The sequence below is a fragment of the Mesorhizobium sp. LNHC232B00 genome (genome assembly GCF_000502435.1).
Lineage (GTDB): Bacteria > Pseudomonadota > Alphaproteobacteria > Rhizobiales > Rhizobiaceae > Mesorhizobium > Mesorhizobium opportunistum.
This window is the reverse complement of record NZ_AYWP01000002.1, coordinates 75,306-95,110: the sequence shown is the minus strand read 5'-3', so window position 1 is coordinate 95,110 and position 19,805 is coordinate 75,306. Positions and strand designations below refer to the sequence as shown.

Annotated in this window: 17 protein-coding genes and 1 pseudogene; 3 read left to right on the top strand and 15 right to left on the bottom strand. The window is 63.4% G+C overall.

Features of this window, described 5'->3' with window-relative positions; genetic code table 11:
* Positions 1-118: 118 nt before the first annotated feature.
* From X743_RS166010 to xylF, 3 genes are all read right to left on the bottom strand, one after another.
* On the bottom strand, positions 119-931 hold the full coding sequence (locus tag X743_RS166010) for an ATP-binding cassette domain-containing protein (protein WP_013892659.1): 813 nt from the start codon (positions 929-931) through the stop codon (positions 119-121).
* Positions 932-946: 15 nt separating this feature from the next.
* Positions 947-2,263 (bottom strand): sugar ABC transporter permease, encoded by a 1,317-nt coding sequence (locus X743_RS166015; RefSeq protein ID WP_023763745.1) that lies wholly within the window; start codon positions 2,261-2,263, stop codon positions 947-949.
* Positions 2,264-2,406: 143 nt separating this feature from the next.
* Positions 2,407-3,447: a D-xylose ABC transporter substrate-binding protein gene (gene xylF / locus X743_RS166020; RefSeq protein WP_013892657.1), complete on the bottom strand. Its 1,041-nt coding sequence runs from the start codon at positions 3,445-3,447 to the stop codon at positions 2,407-2,409.
* 270 nt (positions 3,448-3,717) lie between these two features.
* Between xylF and X743_RS166025 the strand changes: the two genes are divergently transcribed.
* Positions 3,718-4,962, top strand: a complete 1,245-nt coding sequence (locus X743_RS166025; RefSeq protein WP_023763744.1) for an ROK family protein — start codon at positions 3,718-3,720, stop codon at positions 4,960-4,962.
* Between the two features lie 167 nt (positions 4,963-5,129).
* Here X743_RS166025 and phoB read toward each other — a convergent pair whose 3' ends face one another.
* The 7 genes from phoB to X743_RS166060 form a co-directional block, all read right to left on the bottom strand.
* On the bottom strand, positions 5,130-5,819 hold the full coding sequence (gene phoB / locus X743_RS166030; protein WP_010911896.1) for a phosphate regulon transcriptional regulator PhoB: 690 nt from the start codon (positions 5,817-5,819) through the stop codon (positions 5,130-5,132).
* Positions 5,820-5,835: 16 nt separating this feature from the next.
* Positions 5,836-6,543 (bottom strand): phosphate signaling complex protein PhoU, encoded by a 708-nt coding sequence (gene phoU / locus X743_RS166035; RefSeq protein WP_023763742.1) that lies wholly within the window; start codon positions 6,541-6,543, stop codon positions 5,836-5,838.
* A gap of 25 nt (positions 6,544-6,568) precedes the next feature.
* On the bottom strand, positions 6,569-7,372 hold the full coding sequence (pstB, locus tag X743_RS166040; protein WP_013892654.1) for a phosphate ABC transporter ATP-binding protein PstB: 804 nt from the start codon (positions 7,370-7,372) through the stop codon (positions 6,569-6,571).
* The gene (gene pstA, locus X743_RS166045; protein WP_023763741.1) at positions 7,369-8,220 is read right to left on the bottom strand and encodes a phosphate ABC transporter permease PstA; all 852 of its coding nucleotides are present in this window, start codon (positions 8,218-8,220) and stop codon (positions 7,369-7,371) included. The genes pstB and pstA overlap by 4 nt, the downstream gene beginning before the upstream one ends.
* A gap of 4 nt (positions 8,221-8,224) precedes the next feature.
* Positions 8,225-9,208, bottom strand: a complete 984-nt coding sequence (gene pstC / locus X743_RS166050; protein ID WP_023763740.1) for a phosphate ABC transporter permease subunit PstC — start codon at positions 9,206-9,208, stop codon at positions 8,225-8,227.
* Between the two features lie 66 nt (positions 9,209-9,274).
* A complete protein-coding gene (pstS, locus tag X743_RS166055) occupies positions 9,275-10,330 on the bottom strand; it encodes a phosphate ABC transporter substrate-binding protein PstS (RefSeq protein WP_023763739.1) in 1,056 nt (351 codons plus the stop codon).
* 531 nt (positions 10,331-10,861) lie between these two features.
* Positions 10,862-14,629: a PAS domain-containing protein gene (locus X743_RS166060; RefSeq protein WP_023763738.1), complete on the bottom strand. Its 3,768-nt coding sequence runs from the start codon at positions 14,627-14,629 to the stop codon at positions 10,862-10,864.
* Positions 14,630-14,811: 182 nt separating this feature from the next.
* On the opposite strand from X743_RS166060, the gene X743_RS166065 reads away from it, so the two are divergent.
* Positions 14,812-15,168, top strand: coding sequence for a hypothetical protein (locus X743_RS166065; protein WP_224686826.1), 357 nt, complete (start codon positions 14,812-14,814; stop codon positions 15,166-15,168).
* Between the two features lie 49 nt (positions 15,169-15,217).
* On the opposite strand, the pseudogene X743_RS1000000174090 reads toward X743_RS166065, so the two are convergent.
* Positions 15,218-15,453 (bottom strand): annotated as a pseudogene (locus X743_RS1000000174090) (hypothetical protein).
* A gap of 137 nt (positions 15,454-15,590) precedes the next feature.
* Entirely contained in the window at positions 15,591-16,514 is a 924-nt protein-coding gene (locus tag X743_RS166070; RefSeq protein WP_023763736.1) for a DUF2865 domain-containing protein, read from the bottom strand.
* Positions 16,515-16,826: 312 nt separating this feature from the next.
* Here X743_RS166070 and X743_RS166075 point away from each other — a divergent pair, with 312 nt between their 5' ends.
* Positions 16,827-17,042 (top strand): hypothetical protein, encoded by a 216-nt coding sequence (locus X743_RS166075; protein WP_023763735.1) that lies wholly within the window; start codon positions 16,827-16,829, stop codon positions 17,040-17,042.
* 152 nt (positions 17,043-17,194) lie between these two features.
* Here the strand turns inward: X743_RS166075 and X743_RS166080 are convergent, their stop codons facing one another.
* From X743_RS166080 to X743_RS166090, 3 genes are all read right to left on the bottom strand, one after another.
* Positions 17,195-17,587: a hypothetical protein gene (locus tag X743_RS166080; RefSeq protein ID WP_023763734.1), complete on the bottom strand. Its 393-nt coding sequence runs from the start codon at positions 17,585-17,587 to the stop codon at positions 17,195-17,197.
* A gap of 265 nt (positions 17,588-17,852) precedes the next feature.
* Positions 17,853-18,698: a glutathione S-transferase family protein gene (locus X743_RS166085; RefSeq protein WP_023763733.1), complete on the bottom strand. Its 846-nt coding sequence runs from the start codon at positions 18,696-18,698 to the stop codon at positions 17,853-17,855.
* Between the two features lie 22 nt (positions 18,699-18,720).
* Positions 18,721-19,302: a VOC family protein gene (locus X743_RS166090; RefSeq protein ID WP_023763732.1), complete on the bottom strand. Its 582-nt coding sequence runs from the start codon at positions 19,300-19,302 to the stop codon at positions 18,721-18,723.
* Positions 19,303-19,805: the final 503 nt, after the last annotated feature.

Genomic DNA, 19,805 nt, shown 5'->3' with positions numbered 1-19,805 from the left:
AGGCCTTTATGGGCAAATCGCCGGGTCAACACAATGGCAATGCCATGCCATCGTGATCGCTGATACATCACGTGAGCGGCAACCGTGCCCGACGGGTCGATGGGACCGCCAAAAGGCCTCAGGCGGCGATCTTCAGCGCACCCGGCCCAGGAATGGCCCCCGGAGGACATTTACCCAGAATGATCATGCCGAGCACCTCGTCCTGCGTCACGTCGGTGGTACGCGCGGTGCCGACGACCTGGCCGTTCTTCATCACGCAGACCCGGTCGGCCAGTTCGAACACATCATGGATGTCGTGGCTGATCAGGAAGATGCCGATGCCATCCGACTTGAGCTGCCTGACCAGTTCGCCGACCTGCGCCGTTTCCTGTGGACCGAGTGCGGCGGTCGGCTCGTCCATGATCAGGATGCGGGCGTTGAACAGGATCGCGCGCGCGATCGCCACCGATTGCCGCTGTCCGCCAGACAGCTTGATCACCGGCTCCTTGAAGCGCTGGAAGCGGGGATTGAGCCGCCCCATCACCTTGCGCGCCTCGGCCTCCATGGCGACGTCGTCGAGCGTGCCCCAGGCGGTCATCAGCTCGCGGCCGAGGAACAGGTTGGCGGCGGCGTCGACATTGTCGGCCAGCGCCAGCGTCTGGTAGATCGTCTCGATGCCGTATTTCTTGGCGTCGCGCGGGTTGGAGATCGCCGCTTCCTCGCCATTGACGAAGATCTGGCCGGCATCGCGCTTGTAGGCGCCGGACAGGATCTTGATCAGGGTCGACTTGCCCGCGCCGTTGTGGCCGAGCAGCGCCACGACCTCGCCGGGGAAAAGATCGATCGAGGCGTCGTCGACGGCACGGATGCCGCCAAAGGCGATCGAGATGTTGCGCATATCGACCAGCGACGTGCCGGCGGGAGCAGATGCCGGAGCGGTGTTGTCGGCCATGATGGTTCTCCTTCCCTAGACCCGCTTGCGGTAGACGGTATCGAGCCAGACCGCGACGACGAGCACGGCGCCGACAACGATGCTCTGCAGCGGTGAGTCGATGCCGAGCAGCACCATGCCGGACTGCAACGACTGCATCAGCAGCGCGCCGAGCATGGCGCCGAGCACCGTTCCGGAGCCGCCGGCAAGCGAAGTGCCGCCGATAACGGCGGCGGCAATCACCAAAAGCTCGTCCAGCGTGCCCAGCGCATTGGTCGACGCGTTAAGACGGGCCGACGAGATCGCCGCGCTGATCGCGGCCAGCACACCCATGATCATGAACACCTTCATCGTCACCCATCGGGTGTTGATGCCGGCGAGATTGGCGGCCTCCGGATTGCCGCCGATGGCAAACACGTAGCGGCCGAAACGGGTGCGCTTGGTGATGAACGTCATGACGATGCCGACCGCGACCGCCATCAGCACCGGTATGGCAATGCCGTGGGCGATGAACAGTCCATTTTCAGGAATGGCGATGCCGTTCTGCTGTGCGTACTGGCGTACGATGCCGATTGGCCACGGATAGGAATTGGCGATCCACACCGCGCAAAGGATGGCGGCGCAGGCGACTACGCCGAGAAAGGTTTCCGCCCAGACCGGACGCAGCGGAAAGTTGAACCGTTTGCGCTGCGACCGACCGTTGAGCAGCGCGAAAGCGACAGCCGCGCAAGCAACGGCGCCGATGATCCAGCTGGCGGTGGCGCCGATCGAGCCCCTCGGTCCGCCCCCCATCAGCTGGAATGTGGCGTCGAGTGGCGCGACCGTGCGCCCGTTGGTGATGAGCCATGCCATGCCGCGCCAGACCAGCAGGCCGCCCAGTGTCACGATGAAGGCCGGAACTTCGAGGTAGGCGATGACGAAGCCCTGGAATGCGCCGATCAGGAGACCGAGCACCACGCCGGCGGCCAGTGCAATGATCCAGAGCCAGGGATTTCCAAGCTGGAAGCCGATGACGCGAATGAGGGATTCGGCTTGCGCCACGCCCATGATCATGCCGATCACACCTTCGACGGAGCCAACCGAAAGGTCGATGTTGCGCATGACGATGACCAGCACCATGCCAGTCGCCATGATCGCGACCGAGGACGTCTGCACCGACAGGTTCCAGAGATTGCGCGGCGTCAGGAACAGTCCGCCCGACAGGATGTGAATGCCGATCCAGATGACCAGCAGCGCACCGACCATGCCAAGCATGCGTGTGTCGAGTTCGGTTGCCTTCAGAAACCGGGCGACCGCGCCAAGTTCCGATGCCCGCGCGGTGTCGGCCGGTGCATTTGAGGTCGTGTCGGTCATGAAATCCTCCCGCCGGCTTGCCGTCTGGCGCGGATGCCGGAATAGAGCCTGGAAGTTACCCGCCAGCGGCGGAAACACAAATCTTCTTGAAAAAACGCCGCGGCCTGGCAGCCGCGGCGTTTCATTGTCTGACGTCTTCGAGATCAGTTGCAGGCCGCGACGCTGCCAGCGGCGACGCCCGCGCAGACCTCGTCCTTCTTGATCCAGCCGGCGTCGATGACCACGTTGAGATTGTCCTTGGTGATCGCAACCGGTGTCAGGAACAGCGACTTGACGGTGTTGCCGCCAGGCGTCGTGAAGTCCTTCGCACCGGCGATGTCGGCCATCTTCTTGCCGTCGGCCAGCTGCGAGGCGATCTCGGCGGCATTCTTGCCGAGCTCGCGCGCGTCCTTCCACACCGACACGGTCTGGGTGCCGAGCGCGATGCGGTTGAGTGCCGCATGGTCGCCGTCCTGGCCGGACACCGGCACGGTGCCGGCAAGGCCTTGCGCCGTCAGCGCCGCGACGACGCCGCCTGCGGTGCCGTCATTGGCCGCGACCACCGCGTCGACCTTGTTGTCGTTGGCGGTCAGGAACTGTTCCATGTTCTTCTGGGCGTTGGCGGGCAGCCAGCCGTCCGTATAGGCCTCGCCGACATTCTTGATCTTGCCGCTGTCGATGGCTTCCTTGAGCACTTCCATCGAGCCCGAGAACAGGAAGTCGGCATTCGGATCGGCACCCGAGCCCTTGATGAAGACGTAGTTGCCTTCCGGCTTGGCCTTGAACACCGCGCTGGCCTGCAAGCGACCGACTTCCTTGTTGTCGAAGGTCAGGTAGAAGACGTCCTTGTTCTCGATCAGGCGGTCATAGCCGACGACCGGAATGCCTTCGTCCAATGCCTTCTGCACCGCCGGGCCGATGGCCGAGGCGTCCTGCGCCAGGATGATCAGCGAATTGGCGCCTTGCGAGATCAGGCTTTCGACATCGGTGAGCTGCTTGCCGGGATTGGACTGCGCGTCGGCGGAGATGTACTTGTCGCCGGCGGCCTCGATCGCTTTTTTCATCGCGGCCTCGTCGGTCTTCCAGCGCTCTTCCTGGAAGTTGGACCAGGAAACGCCGATGACCTTGTCCTTCGCCTGCGCGACCGACGCAAGCGTCAGCGACATGGCGACACCCGCCAGGATGGCGGCTGTGAATTTCTTCATGATATTCCTCCCTGCGCCGCGTACGGCGCGACCAAACTGACCCTAAGGCCGGCACAAAGGCCCTATTTTTTCGAGCCTCGAAAAAACACTGGTCCATCGCCGGAACACTGTCAACGATGATTCTGATGGATTTTGAGGTGCCGCGGACTTTTTTTCGAGCTCCGGAATAAATAATGACAGCGTGCGGCGCTTCTGCCAGTATTTGGTGGCGTCGCTTGGCGGCCTTCGGGAGGCACGAAAGGCCGCGGCGACCGGGAGGATGTGGGAAACATGTCGGTCGGAATCCGCCACGACGATCTGCGCCGGCGCAACCGCGCCATGGTGATCTCGGCCGTGCGCCGTGCCGGTCAGCCTTCGCGCACCGAGATCGCCGCCACCACCGGTCTCAGCCACTCGACCATTTCGGCGATCTCCTCCGACCTGATCGGCGAAGGCGTCCTGACCGAGGGCAAGCCGAGCGAGGCCGGCTCGCTGAAACGCGGCCGGCCGCAGGTCGGCCTTACCCTCAACCCGGAGGCGGCGGCGGTGATGACCGTGGTGCTGTCGCTGAATTTCCTGTCGGTCGCCGTCATCGACTATGCCGGCCAGGTGATATCGGAGGAACAGCGCCGGCTGGACACGCTGACTATGTCGCGCGAGGCGCTGATCGGCGAATGCGTCGCCATCGTGCGGCGCCGCATCGACGATCCCGACATCGATGTCCGCAGCGTCGCCCGCATCGCACTGGCCATCCAGGGCATCACCGATACCGAGGCGCGCGCCATGCTGTGGTCGCCGATCACGCCGCAGACCGACATCGCGTTCGCCGACATATTCGAGGCCGAGTTCGGCATCCCCGCCACCATGGAAAACGACTGCAACATGATGGCGGTGGCGCTGCGCTGGCGCGATCCCGAGCGCTACCGCGACGACTTCATCGCCATTCTGCTGTCTCACGGCATCGGCATGGGCCTGGTGCTGAAAGGCCAACTGTTCACCGGCACCCACTCGTCGGGTGGCGAATTCGGCCACATGATCCACCGGCCGGGCGGCGCACTCTGCCGCTGCGGACGGCGCGGCTGCGTCGAGGCCTACGCCGGCAACTACGCCATCTGGCGAAGCGCGAGGCAGCTTGGCGAGGACACCGAACCGGTCGACGTCAGCGACGCCGACATGCGGGCGCTGGCGGCCTCGGCGCGCGACAAGGACGGACCGGAGCGCCAGGCCTATCGCAAGGCCGGCGAGGCACTCGGCTATGGCCTCGGCAGCCTGTTCGCGCTGATCGATCCCGCCCCCGTCGCCATGGTCGGCGTCAGCGCCGCCGCCTTCGACCTGATCGAGCCGGCCTTGCGCGAGGCGATTGCCCAGACCGCCGGCGGCCAGCACTCGAAATCGATCTCTTTCGACACCGAGCCTAACGAACTGCCGCTGATCCGCGAAGGCTGCGCCATGCGCGCGCTGACCTTCGTCGACCAGGAGATTTTCGCGCCGGGCGTGCAGGCGAGAGCAGGCGCGGCTGGGAAGAATGTGGCCTGAACCGAATATCGGATCGCGACCTGGGACGTGCTGAGATTCAGGTCAGGCCGAGGCGAGGATGGTGGATTCCGAGAACCGGAACGGAGCGGACATTTGGGTCCGTGAGTACCGGAAGCGCAGGAAGCCGCCATTCGCAGGCCGGCATCACCTGAATATCAGCATATCCCCTAATCTTCCCGGATCGCGTAGCCCGCCCCACGAATCGTGCGGATCACATCCGGCATGCGGCCATTGTTGACCGCCTTGCGCAGCCGCCCGACATGCACGTCGACGGTGCGCTCGTCGATGTAGATCGTCTCGCCCCAGACATTGTCGAGCAACTGGCTGCGCGAGAACACGCGGCCGGGATGGCGCATCATGAATTCGAGCAGGCGGAACTCGGTCGGTCCGAGCCGGATCTCGCTCTTCTTGCGGTAGACGCGGTGCGATTCGCGGTCGAGCACGATATCGCCGACCTTGAGCACGCTGGACAGCACTTCAGGTTTAGCGCGGCGCAGCAGCGCCTTGACGCGTGCCATGAATTCCGGCGTCGAGAACGGCTTGACCAGATAGTCGTCGGCGCCGGTCGACAGGCCGCGCACGCGGTCGCTCTCCTCGCCCCGCGCGGTCAGCATGATGATCGGCAGCCGCTCGGTCTCGGGCCGCATCCGCAGGCGCCGGCAGAGTTCGATGCCGGACACCGCCGGCACCATCCAGTCGAGCACCAGAAGGTCGGGCACGTTCTCCTGCAGGCGGATCTCCGCCTCGTCGCCGCGCGTCACCACCTCGACCTGGTAGCCCTCGGATTCCAGATTGTAGCGGAGCAGCACCCCTAGCGGCTCCTCATCCTCCACCACCATGATGCGTGGCGCGATCATCGGCTGGTCACCCCTGCTATGCCGCCGGCGCCGACATCGCGGTTTCGTCCTGCTTCGGACGATTGGCGGGCAGCTGTGTGCCGGTCAGCACATAATACGCATTCTCGGCGATGTTGGTCACGTGGTCGCCGATGCGTTCGAGGTTCTTGGCGCAGAACAGAAGATGCGTGCAGGCGGTGATGTTGCGCGGATCTTCCATCATGTAGGTCAGCAGTTCGCGGAACACCGAAGTGTATTTGACGTCGATACGCTCGTCGTCGGCGCGCAGCTTGGCCAGTGCGTCGGCATCGCGCGCCGCATATTCCTCGATGACACCCTGAACCTGGATCAGCACCAGCTGCGCCATCGCGTCGATGGAGTGCGACAGGTCGCGCGGCGTGGCGGAGAGCCCGACCGTGCCGACGCGCTTGGCGATGTTCTTGGCAAGGTCGCCGATGCGTTCGAGATCGCCGGCCATGCGGATCGAGCCCACGACGTGGCGCAGATCGTCGGCCATCGGCTGGCGCTTGGCGATCAGCGTGATGGCGCGGTCGTCCAGCTCGCGCTGGCGCGCATCCATGATCGCGTCATCGGAGACGACGCGTTGGGCGAGCGCATTGTCGGAGTTCAGCAGCGCCTTGGTGGCACCGCCGACCATCGAGCCGGCGAGGTCGCCCATGTCGCTGATCAGCCTGCTGATCTGTCCGAGATCTTCGTCGAAGGCTGCAACCGTGTGTTCGGCCATGATCCTGGTCCTCGTATGCGTGCGATCAGCCGAAGCGGCCGGTGATGTAGTCCTGCGTGCGCTTCTCGCGGGGCGACGTGAATATCTTCTCCGTCTTGTCGAACTCGACCAGTTCGCCCAGGTACATGAAGGCCGTCTGCTTCGACACGCGCGCCGCCTGCTGCATGTTGTGGGTGACGATGACGATCGTGTAGTCGGCCTGCAATTCGTCGATCAGCTCCTCGATCTTGGCGGTCGACAGCGGATCGAGCGCCGAGGCCGGCTCGTCGAGCAGGATGACTTCCGGCTTCACCGCCACGGTACGGGCAATGCAGAGCCGCTGCTGCTGGCCGCCCGAAAGGCTGAGGCCGCTGGCATTGAGCTTGTCCTTGACCTCGGTCCAGAGTGCTGCGCGCTTCAGCGCCTGTTCGACGCGGCCGTCCATCTCGGCCTTGCTGATCTTCTCATAGAGCCTGACACCGAAGGCGATGTTCTCATAGATCGACATCGGGAACGGCGTCGGCTTCTGGAACACCATGCCGATCTTGGTGCGCAACAGGTTGAGATCCTGCGAGCGGTCGAGAACGTTCTTGCCGTCGAGCAGCACCTGGCCCTCGGCTGTCTGCCTGGGATAGAGCTCGTAGATGCGGTTGAAGACGCGCAGCAGCGTCGACTTTCCGCAGCCCGACGGTCCGATGAAGGCGGTGACGCTGCGTTCGGGCAGCGACAGCGTGATGTCCTTCAGCGCCTTCGACTGGCCGTAGTAGAAATTGAGGTTCTTGACCTCGATCTTTGCCTTGGCGGCTGCCTCGGCGGCGATCGTCATGTCTGGAGACAACATCTGGCTCATTTGTCCTCTCTGCGTCCGGTCAGGCTGCGCGCAAAGATGCTGAGCGCGAGAACCGTCAATGTAATTATGAGTGCGCCGGTCCAGGCCAGTTGCTGCCATTCCTCGTAGGGGCTGAGAGCGAACTGGAAGATGGTGACAGGCAGGCTGGCCATCGGCGCGTTGAGATTGCTCGACCAGAACTGGTTGTTGAGCGCGGTGAACAGCAGCGGCGCCGTCTCGCCGGAGATACGGGCAATGGCCAGCAATATGCCGGTGACGATGCCCGAAAGCGCGGCGCGGTAGGCGACAGAACGGATGACCACCCAGCGCGGCGCGCCGATCGCGGTGCCGGCTTCGCGCAAGGCGTTGGGCACCAGATTGAGCATGTCCTCGGTGGTGCGCACGACGACGGGGATGACCAGGATCGCCAGCGCGACGGCGCCGGCGATCGCCGAGAAGTGCCCCATCGGCCGAATCATCAATTCGTAGACGAACAGGCCGATGATGATCGACGGCGCCGACAGAAGGATGTCGTTGATGAAGCGGACAATGGTGGTGAGCTTCGAAAAGCGGCCGTATTCGGCCATGTAGGTGCCGGCCAGCACACCGATCGGCGTGCCGACAATGATGCCGATGACGGTCATCACGATGCTGCCGTAGATGGCGTTGAGCAGGCCGCCGGCGTCGCCGGGCGGCGGGGTCATTTCCGTGAAGACCGAAAGATTGACGCCCGACAGGCCCTTGTAGAGCAAGGCGCCGAGAATGAGCGCCAGCCAGGCAAGGCCGATGCCCGCCGCGGCGACGCACAGCGTCATCATCACGCCATTCTTGCGCTTGCGGCTCTGGTGAAGCGACGTGGCTGTCGACATCGGTTCAGGCTCCGGTGCGGGCGTCGATGCGCATCAGCATGTAGCGTGCGATGGCAAGGATCAGGAAAGTGATGACGAACAGAATCAGGCCGAGCGCCACCAGCGAAGACGTGTAGAGATCGCCGACCGCTTCGGTGAATTCGTTGGCGATGGTCGCGGAGATCGTCGTTGCGGGCGCAAACAGCGACGTACTGATGCGGTGGGCGTTGCCGATGACGAAGGTCACCGCCATGGTCTCGCCGAGCGCGCGGCCAAGGCCGAGCATGACGCCGCCCATGATGCCGATCCGCGTGTAGGGAATGACGACGCGGCGCGTCACTTCCCAGGTCGTGCAGCCGATGCCGTAGGCCGATTCCTTCAGCACCGGAGGCACCGTGTCGAAGACGTCCTTGGTAATCGAGGTGATGAAAGGCAGCACCATGATGGCAAGGATCATCGACGATGTCAGCAGGCCGATGCCGTAAGGCGGGCCGGCAAACAGGCTGCTGAGGCCGGGGACGCCGTGGAACACGCTGATGATGAACGGCTGCACCGTGGTCTGCAGGAACGGCGCCAGCACGAACAGGCCCCAGATGCCGTAGATGATCGAGGGAATGCCGGCCAGCAATTCCACCGCCATGCCGATGGGGCGCCGCAGCGGGCGCGGGCAAAGCTCGGTGAGGAAGATGGCGATGCCGATGCCGAGCGGCACGGCGATCAGGATGGCGATTGCCGAGGTGATGATGGTGCCGTAGATCGGCGCCAGCGCGCCGAATTTCTCCGTCACCGGGTTCCAGCTTTCGCTGGTCAGGAACGAGAAGCCGAAGGTCGAGAGGGCCTGCCAAGAGCCAGCAAACAGCGAGATCGCGACGCCGCCGAGCAGCACCAGCACCAATATCGCGGCGGCGCGGGTCATTGCGTGGAAGATCGCGTCTGTCAGCGCAAACCGCCTGACGATGGCGTCGCGCGAACCTCGAATGGCTGGCAAGGCTTCCTGGACAGCGCTCATGTCAAGCTCGGCTCTTTCGAGTTGAAGGAAGAGGAGCGCCGCGGGCGCGGCGCTCCTCCAGAGATGTTACTCGCCGGCGTAGACGGGCTTGCCGTCGGCCTGGATGTCGGTCTTCCACGAAGCCTTGATCAGGTCGACGACGCTGTCGGGGATCGACACATAGTCGAGCGCCTTGGCGGTTTCCTTGCCGTCCTTGTAGGCCCAGGCGAAGAATTTCAGCGCTTCGCCGGTGGCGGCAGCGTCATCGGGAACCTTGTGGATCAGCACCCAGGTCGAAGCCGCGATCGGCCAGGTGGTGTCGCCGGGCTCGTTGGTGATGATGACGTTGAAGTTCTTGGCAGTCTTGAAGTCGGCGTTCGAAGCGGCAGCGCCGAAGGATTCGAGCGACGGCTCGACGACCTTGCCGGCTGCATTCACCATCTTTGAGTAGGACAGGTTGTTCTGCTTGGCATAGGCGTATTCGACGTAGCCGATGCCGCCGTCGGTCTGCTTGACGGTATTTGCAACGCCTTCGCTGCCCTTGGCGCCGACGCCGGTCGGCCATTCAACGGCCGTGTCCGAGCCGACCTTGTCCTTCCAGTCGGGCGAGAGCTTCACCAGGTAGTCGGTGAAGTTGAAGGTGGTGCCCGAGCCGTCCGAGCGGTGCACGACGGCGATGGCGGTCGACGGCAGGGTGAGGGTGGGGTTCAGCGCCTTGATCGCGGCATCGTCCCAGGTGGTGATGGCGCCGAGATAGATCTGGGCCAGCGTCTTGCCGTCGAGGACGAGTTCGCCCGGCTTGACGCCGGAGAGGTTGACGATCGGCACGATGCCGCCCATCACCATCGGGAACTGCACGAGGCCGTTCTTTTCCAGATCGGCATCGGACATCGGCTTGTCGGTGGCGCCGAAGGTCACGGTCTTGGCGATGACCTGCTTGATGCCGCCGCCGGAACCGATCGACTGGTAGTTGAGGCCGACGCCGGTGTCTTTCTTGTAGGTGTCGGCCCACTTGGCAAACACCGGATAGATGAAGGTCGAGCCGGCGCCTGAAAGGTCAGCTGCCATTGCCGCGGAAAGGGTGATGGTGGACGCCGCAGCCATTGCAATCGCAACGGCCGCCGAGCGGATGAAATGTCTCATGTGGCCTGCTCCTGTTCGGAAGATGGTCTCTCGGCGCCATTTCTTGCCAGCGCCCGCTGAGGCCAATAGCCTCCGATTATAACAGTCGCATGACAGTTTCATGTCAGCCCGGTAACGCGTCGCCGGAGCCGGCAAAGGCGGTGGCGCGGCTGGTTCGCGAGCCGATCCGAGTTTGTCCCCGGAATCATGGGCTTGGGCCGTCCGCCGGGCGCAGCCACCGCCGGATTCGACGGGGCTTTCAAGGATGAAGAAAATCCGGACGGGAGTGCGTTGCTCGAGGCCAGAGCGTGTCGTGGCCGGGCCATCGCCGAAAACAGGTCCGTTGGGGTAGAGTGACGCTGTTCCTTGCCGGCGGTCGCTGCTCCCGCCCGTAACTGGATGAGCGGAATTCGATGTCGCCATTGTCCCGGCTAGGCACAGCCTTTGATATGGTGCGATCGCACCATAGCCATTGCACGCGGGGGTAGCAGGGAATCTCCTACTGATTCCCTCGGCTTGCGTCGTCAGATGCCGCGAATCCGCGACGCGGTGCTATCCCGCGTTGCGCTGGACCTGGCGGCTGGCGCCGACCCAGCGCTCGACCTTCTCCAAGAGGGCCCTGGGGCTGATCGGTTTGGGCAGATAGTCGTCCATGCCCGCCTCCAGGCACCGTTCGCGATCGCCCTTGAGCGCATGCGCGGTGACGCCGACGATCGGCACATGCGTGCCGGTTTCTTCCTCCAGCCGGCGGATCGCGGCCGTCGCTTCAAGACCGCTCATCTCCGGCATCGAGACGTCCATCAGGATCATGCACGGATTGAGCTTGCCGAAGGCGTCGAGTGCCTTGCGGCCGTTGCTGACGATCTCGAAGCCGTAGCCGGTCTCGCCAAGGATCTGGGTGAAGACCATCTGGTTCACCTCATTGTCCTCTGCCACGAGGATATCAAGCCTCTGTCCGTCACCGCCGACGGCGGGCAGCCTGGGACGAACCGCCGGCGGCTGCAATTGCGCGCGCTGCTCGGACAGCGCCAATTGCGGCCGCTGAGGCGCATTAGGCGCCTCGCCTGCCGATGGCTGGGCGGCGTGGCCAACCGTGGTGTGGCGATGGCGCTGGACGGTCGCGACCAGCGTTTCCAGCAGCACCGACGAGCGCGCCGGCTTGATCAGCTGTGCGTCGATGCCGAGATCGCGGTAGCTGGTGTTGGCGAGCGACTGGTCGACCGAGGTCAGCATGATGATCGGGGTGTTGGCGAGGCCGGCGGTGTTTCGCACGATGCGCGCCATTTCGGCGCCGCTCATCCCAGGCATCTGGTAGTCGAGCACGACGCAGTCGACCGGTACGCCATAGGCCGCGGCGGCGATCAGCACCTTGAGCCCCTCGGCGCCGCTTTCAGCCGCGCATGAATCGAATGTCCACGACGTCATCTGCTCGGTCAGGATTGCGCGGTTCACGGCATTGTCGTCGACGATCAGCACGCGAGCGCCGGTCACATCCACCGGCATGATGCGCTGCCCGTTCTGCTGTTCGGCGCTGGGCAGCGTCACCTCGAACCAGAAGGTCGAACCCTTGCCCTCGGCGCTCTCCACGCCGATTTTGCCACCCATCAGCTCGACCAGCCGCGAGGTGATGGCGAGACCAAGCCCGGTGCCCTCGTGCCGCCTTGTCGAGGAGGTGTCGACCTGGCTGAATTTCTCGAACACCAGCTTCAGCTTTTCCTCGGGTATGCCGATCCCGGTGTCGGTGACCGAGATCGTCAGTTTGGTTCCGGTCGGCATCCGTTCGCCGGTCACGTCGACCAGCACATGGCCTTCGTCGGTGAATTTCACCGCATTGCCGAGCAGGTTGGTGACGATCTGCCTGATGCGGCCGACATCGCCGATGAACAGGCTTCCGAGCCTCGGCTCGATGCGCACGATGAGTTCGAGATCCTTTTCCTTGGCGCGTGTCGACACCAGCGTCGCGACGTCCTCGATCGCCTCCGCGAGATTGAAGGGCGACGGATCGAGCACCAGCTGGCCGGCATCGATCTTGGAGAAGTCCAGGATGTCGTTGATGATGGTCAAAAGCGCGTTGCCCGATTTGACGATGATATCGGTGAACGTCTTCTGCTTTGGATCGAGATTGGATTTGGCCAGGAGTTCGGCCATGCCCAGCACGCCGTTCATCGGCGTGCGGATCTCATGGCTCATGTTGGCGAGGAATTCCGACTTGGCGCGGTCGGCGAGCACCGCACGCTGGCGCGCCTCGCGCAATTCGGCCTCGCGCATTTTCAATTCGGTGATGTCGGTGGTTGATCCGATCAGATAGAGCGAACCGTCGGACGCGATCATCGCGCCCTTTCGGGCGAACTGGTGGCGCACGCTGCCATCGGCAAGCGTCACCGTCTCCTCGATCTCCTGGGTTTCGCCGGTGCGCAGCACCGCCAGGTCGCCGGCGACGAAGGCCTCGCCGTCCGGCCCGAAGATCTCGACGTCGGTCTTGCCGATCGCCTCTTCCTTGCCGAGACCGGTGAGATCGCACCAGCCTTTGTTGACGTAGAACTGCCTGAGGTCGGAGCGCTTGGCGTAGATCGACACCGGCACGTTGTCGATCAGGCTGCGGAACACCTCGTTCTCGCGCATGCTTTCTTCCAGCGCCCGCTCGCGTGCCTTGACATCGGTGATGTCGGTGCTGGAGCCGACAAGGTGCACCGAGCCGTCGCTGGCCACCAGGCGGCTCTTGCGCGTCATCAACTGCCGCACCGTGCCGTCGCGATGGGTGATCGGCTCCTCGACCTCGCGCACATTGCCGGTCGCCACGACATCGGTGTCGTCATGGCTGAAGCCTTCCGCTTCCTCGGCGCCGAACAATTGCCGGTCGGTCCGGCCGATGACGTCGTCCTTGGCGAGGCCGGTCAGCGCGCACCAGGCCTTGTTGACGAATTCGATGTTCAGGTCCTGCGCCTTGATGAAGGCGGCCACCGGCAGCTCGTCCATCACGTGCCGGAACAGATCGATCTGGCGCATCGAGTCGCGCAAGGCGGCCTCGCGGCTCTTGAGGTCGCTGATGTCGACGCGCACGCCGATGAACGTGCCGTCATCGGTGCGCATGTCGTAGACCTGGTACCAGCGTCCATCAGCATTGAGACGCTCATAGGAAGAATTTGGCAAACGGTAGCGCCTCAGCATGCCGTCGAGCCAGCGTTCGGTATCGACCGCATAAAGGCTGTCGACCACGGCATCGCCGCTCGAGCGGAAGTAGCCGACCTCGTGACCGAACTCCAGCGCCTCTCGGAAAGTGCGCCCAGGCTGCCAGTATGGCTTCAGTGCCGGCAGCGAATCCTGCAGCTTGCGGTTGGCGAAGACGAACTTGTCGTCTCGGTCGTAGATGATGACGCCTGCCGGCAGCGATTCCAGAACGGTTGCGAGGTTTTTGCGGGCATCCTCGGCTTCCGTCTCGCGGCCCTTCATGTCGGTGACATCGACATAGGAAATGAGCCGCTTGCCACCGGCCAGCGATGCCAGTGAGGCGACCAGCGTGCGCCCGTCATTGTGCGGCAATTGCCTGGAGCCAGCGACGCCGGCCCTGATCTCGGCTTCGCGCTCGGCGACATGGTGCTGCCAGGCAGTCTCGTCGGCACCGAAAGGATCGATGGCACGGCTGGCTTCCATCAGCTCGCGGAAGCTGGAGCCGATCCCGGCGCGGTTTGGATCGATCCTCCAGAAGTCATGGAAGGCGCGGTTGATCACCTCCGCGCGCATGTGGGCATCGAGGACGAGCACGCCGATCGGTATCGAATCGACCATCGTGCGAAGGTTGGCGAGGCTTTGCGAGGAAACGTCTTCGTCCTGTTTCGGCGCCATCTCCTCGAAGGCGGCGGCCAGCGCGGTGACGTTGCGGCCGATGCCGCGATAGCCGGCAAATTTTCCTTCGCTGTCGAAGCGTGGAAAGCCTGAGGTCAGCACCCAGCGGCAGTCGGCGCCGCCGCCCTTCAGCTCATAGACGAAGTCGCGGAACGGTCGGCGCGCCTGCATATCCTCCAGATGCGCTGCCGCGCTGCGATTGCCCTTCAGGACCTGGTTGAGGAAATCGAAGCGGAACCGGCCAAGCACATCGGCCGGATCGATGCCCGTCGCCGCCTGGTAGCCCTGCGAAAGCCAGGAGAAGCGCAGCTCCGCATCGGTCTCCCAGGTCCAGTCCGAGCCGGCTTCGACAAGCTGGCGAAGCCCTTCGGCGCGATCCATGTCGGCAGTATGTGGCAAGGCGTCGCCGCCTTGCCCTGCTGCCTTGCCGGGCTCGCGCTTGCCGCGCGCGCCGATTGCTTCGTCCGCTTCCGCCATGCTGTCCCCACCCCGAAAATCAAGGCCGAACCCTCCCTCCGCGGTTCGTCGGCGGAATGTGCCCGAGAAGCATTAACGATCCGCTAACCTTAACGAGCAACCGGACCGTTGTTGCCGCGTTGTTCCGTCCGGTTGCCGGGTCGGCCAACGCTGCGTTATAAGCGCCCGCAGGGGTGTTGCTTATGTCTGGACGGATAGGGCCTTTTTTGCTGGGCGTGGCGCTGCTTTTCGGCAGCGGCTGTTCGCGCAGCTATGACGGCACGGTCATCATCCCGCGGCCGCTCGATGCCAGGCGCTTCTGGGACCGGCCGCCACCCAATGTCGACTACGGACCGTCGCAGGTCGACAATGGCGCGTTTCCGGCGCCACCACAGTCGCCCGAACGGTTTTCCGAGCGCAGAGTTGTGAAGCCTGCCTTGCAGAAACGGCATCAAAGGAGGCTTTCCTCCCCGGCTCCGTCGTCTTCCGGCCCGGAAAAGCAGCTGGCGTGCAGGAATGTAAGCGCTCCAGGCCAACGCGTTCGCATGGTCTGCGACTAGGCTAACTTCTTCAGAAAGCGCCTGCCGGAACCCTACAGCAGATAGGACGCTATAGCGTTGCCGCGCCCTTCTTGGGTTCTTTTGCACCGAGCTTGTCGAGCGCCAGACGAACCTGGCGCAGATCGTCCTGCCAGCCGTCATCGTCGCCCATCGGGCTCTCCGACGCTGCCCGCTGCAGCCCGCGCGCCTCGGATTCGATCTTGCGCAGTTCGGCGATCTTCTCGTCCTTGTCAAGGAGCCGTCTTCGAGGATCTCCAGAACCCGCATTTCCCTGAACGTCGCCATGGCGTTGCTCCCAGCTGATGTCGATCACAACGCAGGGAGCAGGCACCTGTTCCAGCCGGATCGCGGCGGCCAGGATCGCGGCCAGGTAAGCGACAGGCTCATCGCGGCGGTCGGCCGCCGGGTTCGAAAAACCGTTGCTATTCCACGGGGAAGAAGGCAGGGCCAATCACGCGCACCGACCGCTTGCCGGCCTCGATCGATTGCAACTGAGCGGTGCCCGGAGCCTCGCTGCCGGATCCCGGAATTGCCCCGACACTGCCGAGGTCCGGCTTTGGCTGCGGCAGGGGGATGATGGCATTGCTCATGTTCGTGGGCGTGACCGTCCTCGCTCTCAGTTCGGCTACCCGCCGGTAATAGCGCTTGACGTCACAGGCCTTGAAATTGGCATCCTCACGGTAGCGGAAAGCCGTCGGCAATTCCGTATAAGGCTTGCGCGTATCAAGCGCGGCCATTTTTTCGGTTTCCAGACTGGCATCGCTCAGCGTGTAGAGGTCGACCGCCGGATCGTCACAGATGTAGCGGCATTGATCGGCCATATCCTTGAGATCGTCGTTGCCGGCGAATTGCGACTTGGGCGCCGGGAAGAAATATCCATCCGAAAGGCGCACGCAAAACAGCATCGTGTTGCCGCTGTACGTTGGCACCGCCGTTGCCGCCGCGGACTGCGCCTTCGGCGCCGGGCGCTGCTCCTTGCCCCGGGATGTGCAACCGAGCGCCACGAACCGTGCCTGCAGGCCCGAAATGTCCCGGCCGGAATTGGACGCGGCCACGATCTGGCGCTGCACGTCCGACCGGTTCCTGGCAAGGTCGGCGCAAGCGTTGAAGAAACCGCTCGTCGCACTTTGCGCGGTGCATCTGCGCTGCCTCTCCAGGCCCTGGATCGCCGCGAGCTGGCGGCGCAGCTGCGCCAGTTCCGGGCTCACGCCGCCGCCGCGGCCGGCGGAAAACAACTGGCCTCTGATCGCGCTGCAACTGTCCGCGTAGGAAGATGTTGTGCCGAGCGCAAAGGCGGTCACCATTACCAGTGCGATCATCATCATGAGAAACCAGAAACGGGTCATCGGGACGACATGATCATTGTTGCGGATAGTCTGGAATCACGTTCTTTAGACTGATCTAACCTTTTACTAAATGAGCTTAGTCTAATATTCAAGACTTTCGACCTAAGTATACCTTCATTTAATGTAATAGGACCACCTCTGTGAATTCGATATTACATTTTTATTTCAAGATTGAGACGAACCGGAAACAGTGCGGCCCGATCGGTGGGCGCCAATGCTGCAAGGGCAGGACGCCAGGCGCGCGACTAAATCCGATACCTGACCTGAAACCTTTGCCTGGGCCGCGGCGTTGAAAGGCAAAGGAGAACGCTGATGTCGATCCACTTCACGGTATCGGAACTGACAAGAAACCTTTTTCATTCCCTCGGGCTTGATCATGAGGGCGCGCCACGGCCGCTCAATGCCGAGCAGAACCTGTTGCTGGAGTGCTATCTGGCCGGGCAAATTCCGGAATCGGCCTGGAACGACTACGTCTTCGAGACCCCGGATCTGGCACGGCATGCCGAGGCGCGGCGCCTGAGCCATTGAGCCATTTATCCCAAAAGCGCCGGGCTATTGAGCCGTTGGTCACGGAGGGTACCGGCCAGAGGCATAAAGCCTGCCGGACAGTCTGCTTTTCGCGAGCCTTCCCTCACCCATGGCGTCGGGCATGGTCACCGTAAGGTCGGCGAAGGCAGCTCTTACTTCGGGGAGACCGATTGCAACTGCTTCGGGGAAACCAATTGCAACGTGAACACCTTGCCGCCAATGCCCTGTGCCAGCGTCGGCGAGAAAGTCAGGGGCGTGCAATTCTTGACGGCCGCGGTGGCCGCGTCGATGAACGCCTGCCGCGCCTTGTCATCGCCGGCCACTTTGACGGCAGTCGCCCTTGGTGGACCGATCAGCGTGCCGTCGCGCTTGAAGCTGAAGCTCAGGGTTACGGTCGAATTCCCGGCATCCGCCGGGGGCGTCCAGCATGCCTGGATCGCGGCGCCGACATCAGCCATTGTATTGAGCGTCGCGGCCTGTGACGGGAGAAGGGTCCCGACCAGCATTCCAACGGCGATCATCAGCCTTGCCGCGACGCACTTCATTGCAATCCCTCATTTCACTGCCGGCCGGCATTCATGGCTGGACTGGCTGTAAGGGATGTTAGAGCCGACGTTGGCAATGACAATATCTCGACGCAAAAGTTGATGCCTCGGCGTTGCTGAGTTTCGTGCCGCGATGTCCCGGCACCACCACCCCAAAAAGCAAAAGGCCGGCGCGGGGCCGACCTTTCCTTCCACCTCGGCGCCAGTACATCCGTGGTCGCGCGGTGAATTCCGGGCAGTAGACAGGGCTTTGGTTAACGAATCCCTAACTCTTGGCCTGCGACTTCACATGGGCGATATAGCCGCGCACGTCGCCGGCCGGCTCGGCGTAGGCCTTGCCGAGCTTCTTCTCGATTGCCGCCATGTACTCCCTTGTCCATCTGGGCAGCGCGTAGTCGATGACGGCCAGGAATTCGAGCGTCGCCGCCAGCCGGATGTCGGCGATCGACGGGTGCTTGCCTCCGATGAACGGCTTGCCGTCTCTGAAGAAGCTGTGGAAGACCTCCAGCGGCTCGGCGATCGCCGCCATGGCTGCTTTCTGCGCTTCGGACTTCTTGTCGGGATGGGCGTCGCTGTGGCCGACCTCGCCGGCATAGTGCGGGAAACCCAGCGCCGGATAGGTGGCGCGCGCCACATAGGGGTAGAGGGTGCCGATCAGGTAGAACATGGCGCTGTCGACCATTGCCCGCTTGGCCGGGGCCGTGGGATAGAATTTCTCCAGCCCGTGCTTGTTGGCGAGATACTGCATTATGGCGCAGCTTTCCCAAAGCACGCCTCTGGGCAGCCCCTTGTCCTCGATCATCGGCGTCAGGTGCGCCGGATTGCGCGCCATATATTCGGGCGAGCGCGTGTGGCCCCAGGCGTCGGTCTCGGCGGCATCGAAACCGGCCGCGCGCGCGAAAACCCGCACCGTCATGTTGTTGACGCTCGGCTTCAGCATGCTGAGCTTCAGCCCTGGTTTCTTCGCCGGCTTGGCCTTGGCCTTCGCAGCGGGTTTTGCGGTGGCCTTTGCCGTCGGTTTCGCCGCTGCTTTGGCCGCCGCCTTTGGGGTCGTCTTTGCGGCCACCTTGGCCGCGGGTTTCTTCGCCTTTATTGTCGCTGTCTTGGCCATTTGTTCCTCCCTCTGTGTCCGTTCAGTATGGGTTCTTCGGCGCCCGGTCATCCGACAGGGTTGCGCGCGAACGCTCGACGAGCGCCTGGATCGCATCGGCGAGATGCACTTCGGCTATGTTGTAGTCGCCGCGCGCGACCCGCAGCCTGTGCGCTTCCATCAGCACGTCGGCATGGGTGAAGCCGGCCGGCGGCTCGAAGCGATAGGAGGCGAGTTCGATCAGCAGCCCGAGCGGATCCTCGAAATAGATCGAATCCATGAAGCCGCGATCCTTGACGCCGCTGTGCTTGATGCCGCGCTCGTCGAGCCGAGCGACCGCCTGCAGGAACGTGACGCGCGACACCGAAAAGGCGATGTGATGGACACAGCCCGTATCGGTCGGCGTGCGTCGCTTCTCCGGCGTGCGGCTTTCGTCGGTGAAGATGGTGATCAGCCGGCCGTCGCCGGGATCGAAATAGAGATGGCTCTCCTTGGGCTTGTCGAGGTTGGGCTGCTCGAAGATGAACGGCATGCCGAGCACGCCCTCCCAGAAATCGATCGAGGTCTGGCGGCCGGCGCCAACCAGCGTGATGTGGTGGACACCCTGCGATTGCAGTTTCTGCATTGGCCCCTCCCGAGGCATCAGCTGCCCGTGCGGATCTGCCCGGCACGCGGCGTTCTGCGCGCCACTCGAACTGTGCCTCAAGACCCAGAAGGTAATGCTAATGCAATCGGCTCCGCCGCGCCAGAAGCGGCGAACCCTAATGTTGGCACGCCGGCGAAACCGTTCCTGGTTGTAAAAGCCAGGGAAACGTTTTTAAGGATTGCGGTTATCAGCCCTAGCCAAAGCCGCGCTCGTAGCACCATGGCCGAAACCGCGATTACGCGACGGCCCTGAGCTCGGCCACGGCCAGCATCCCCACGCCGCCACATTCGGCGCATGCGATGGTCTTCCCCGGGCAGCTTGTCTGATGCGTCCCCTGCGGGCAGCAATGCCCTTTTGACGCAGACCATCTCGAGCAATCGAAAACCTTGCCGCCGCCATGGCAGCGCGAGCAAATAATCTTCACTGAGGACATCCCAACTCTACCCGACCCAAAATCCGCCATCCGCGGACGCTACCCGCAT

Bases quoted from the DNA above. Each gene is read 5' to 3' on its own strand.
- pstB (WP_013892654.1), bottom strand. From the start codon at position 7,372: ATGAGCCAGATGTTGTCTCCAGACATGACGATCGCCGCCGAGGCAGCC.
- X743_RS166085 (WP_023763733.1), bottom strand. From the start codon at position 18,698: ATGGCCAAGACAGCGACAATAAAGGCGAAGAAACCCGCGGCCAAGGTG.
- X743_RS166010 (WP_013892659.1), bottom strand. From the start codon at position 931: ATGGCCGACAACACCGCTCCGGCATCTGCTCCCGCCGGCACGTCGCTG.
- X743_RS166065 (WP_224686826.1), top strand. From the start codon at position 14,812: ATGTCTGGACGGATAGGGCCTTTTTTGCTGGGCGTGGCGCTGCTTTTC.
- X743_RS166060 (WP_023763738.1), bottom strand. From the start codon at position 14,629: ATGGCGGAAGCGGACGAAGCAATCGGCGCGCGCGGCAAGCGCGAGCCC.
- pstC (WP_023763740.1), bottom strand. From the start codon at position 9,208: ATGAGCGCTGTCCAGGAAGCCTTGCCAGCCATTCGAGGTTCGCGCGAC.
- X743_RS166070 (WP_023763736.1), bottom strand. From the start codon at position 16,514: ATGACCCGTTTCTGGTTTCTCATGATGATGATCGCACTGGTAATGGTG.
- X743_RS166075 (WP_023763735.1), top strand. From the start codon at position 16,827: ATGTCGATCCACTTCACGGTATCGGAACTGACAAGAAACCTTTTTCAT.
- X743_RS166090 (WP_023763732.1), bottom strand. From the start codon at position 19,302: ATGCAGAAACTGCAATCGCAGGGTGTCCACCACATCACGCTGGTTGGC.
- pstA (WP_023763741.1), bottom strand. From the start codon at position 8,220: ATGTCGACAGCCACGTCGCTTCACCAGAGCCGCAAGCGCAAGAATGGC.
- X743_RS166080 (WP_023763734.1), bottom strand. From the start codon at position 17,587: ATGAAGTGCGTCGCGGCAAGGCTGATGATCGCCGTTGGAATGCTGGTC.
- phoU (WP_023763742.1), bottom strand. From the start codon at position 6,543: ATGGCCGAACACACGGTTGCAGCCTTCGACGAAGATCTCGGACAGATC.
- X743_RS166015 (WP_023763745.1), bottom strand. From the start codon at position 2,263: ATGACCGACACGACCTCAAATGCACCGGCCGACACCGCGCGGGCATCG.
- X743_RS166025 (WP_023763744.1), top strand. From the start codon at position 3,718: ATGTCGGTCGGAATCCGCCACGACGATCTGCGCCGGCGCAACCGCGCC.
- phoB (WP_010911896.1), bottom strand. From the start codon at position 5,819: ATGATCGCGCCACGCATCATGGTGGTGGAGGATGAGGAGCCGCTAGGG.
- xylF (WP_013892657.1), bottom strand. From the start codon at position 3,447: ATGAAGAAATTCACAGCCGCCATCCTGGCGGGTGTCGCCATGTCGCTG.
- pstS (WP_023763739.1), bottom strand. From the start codon at position 10,330: ATGAGACATTTCATCCGCTCGGCGGCCGTTGCGATTGCAATGGCTGCG.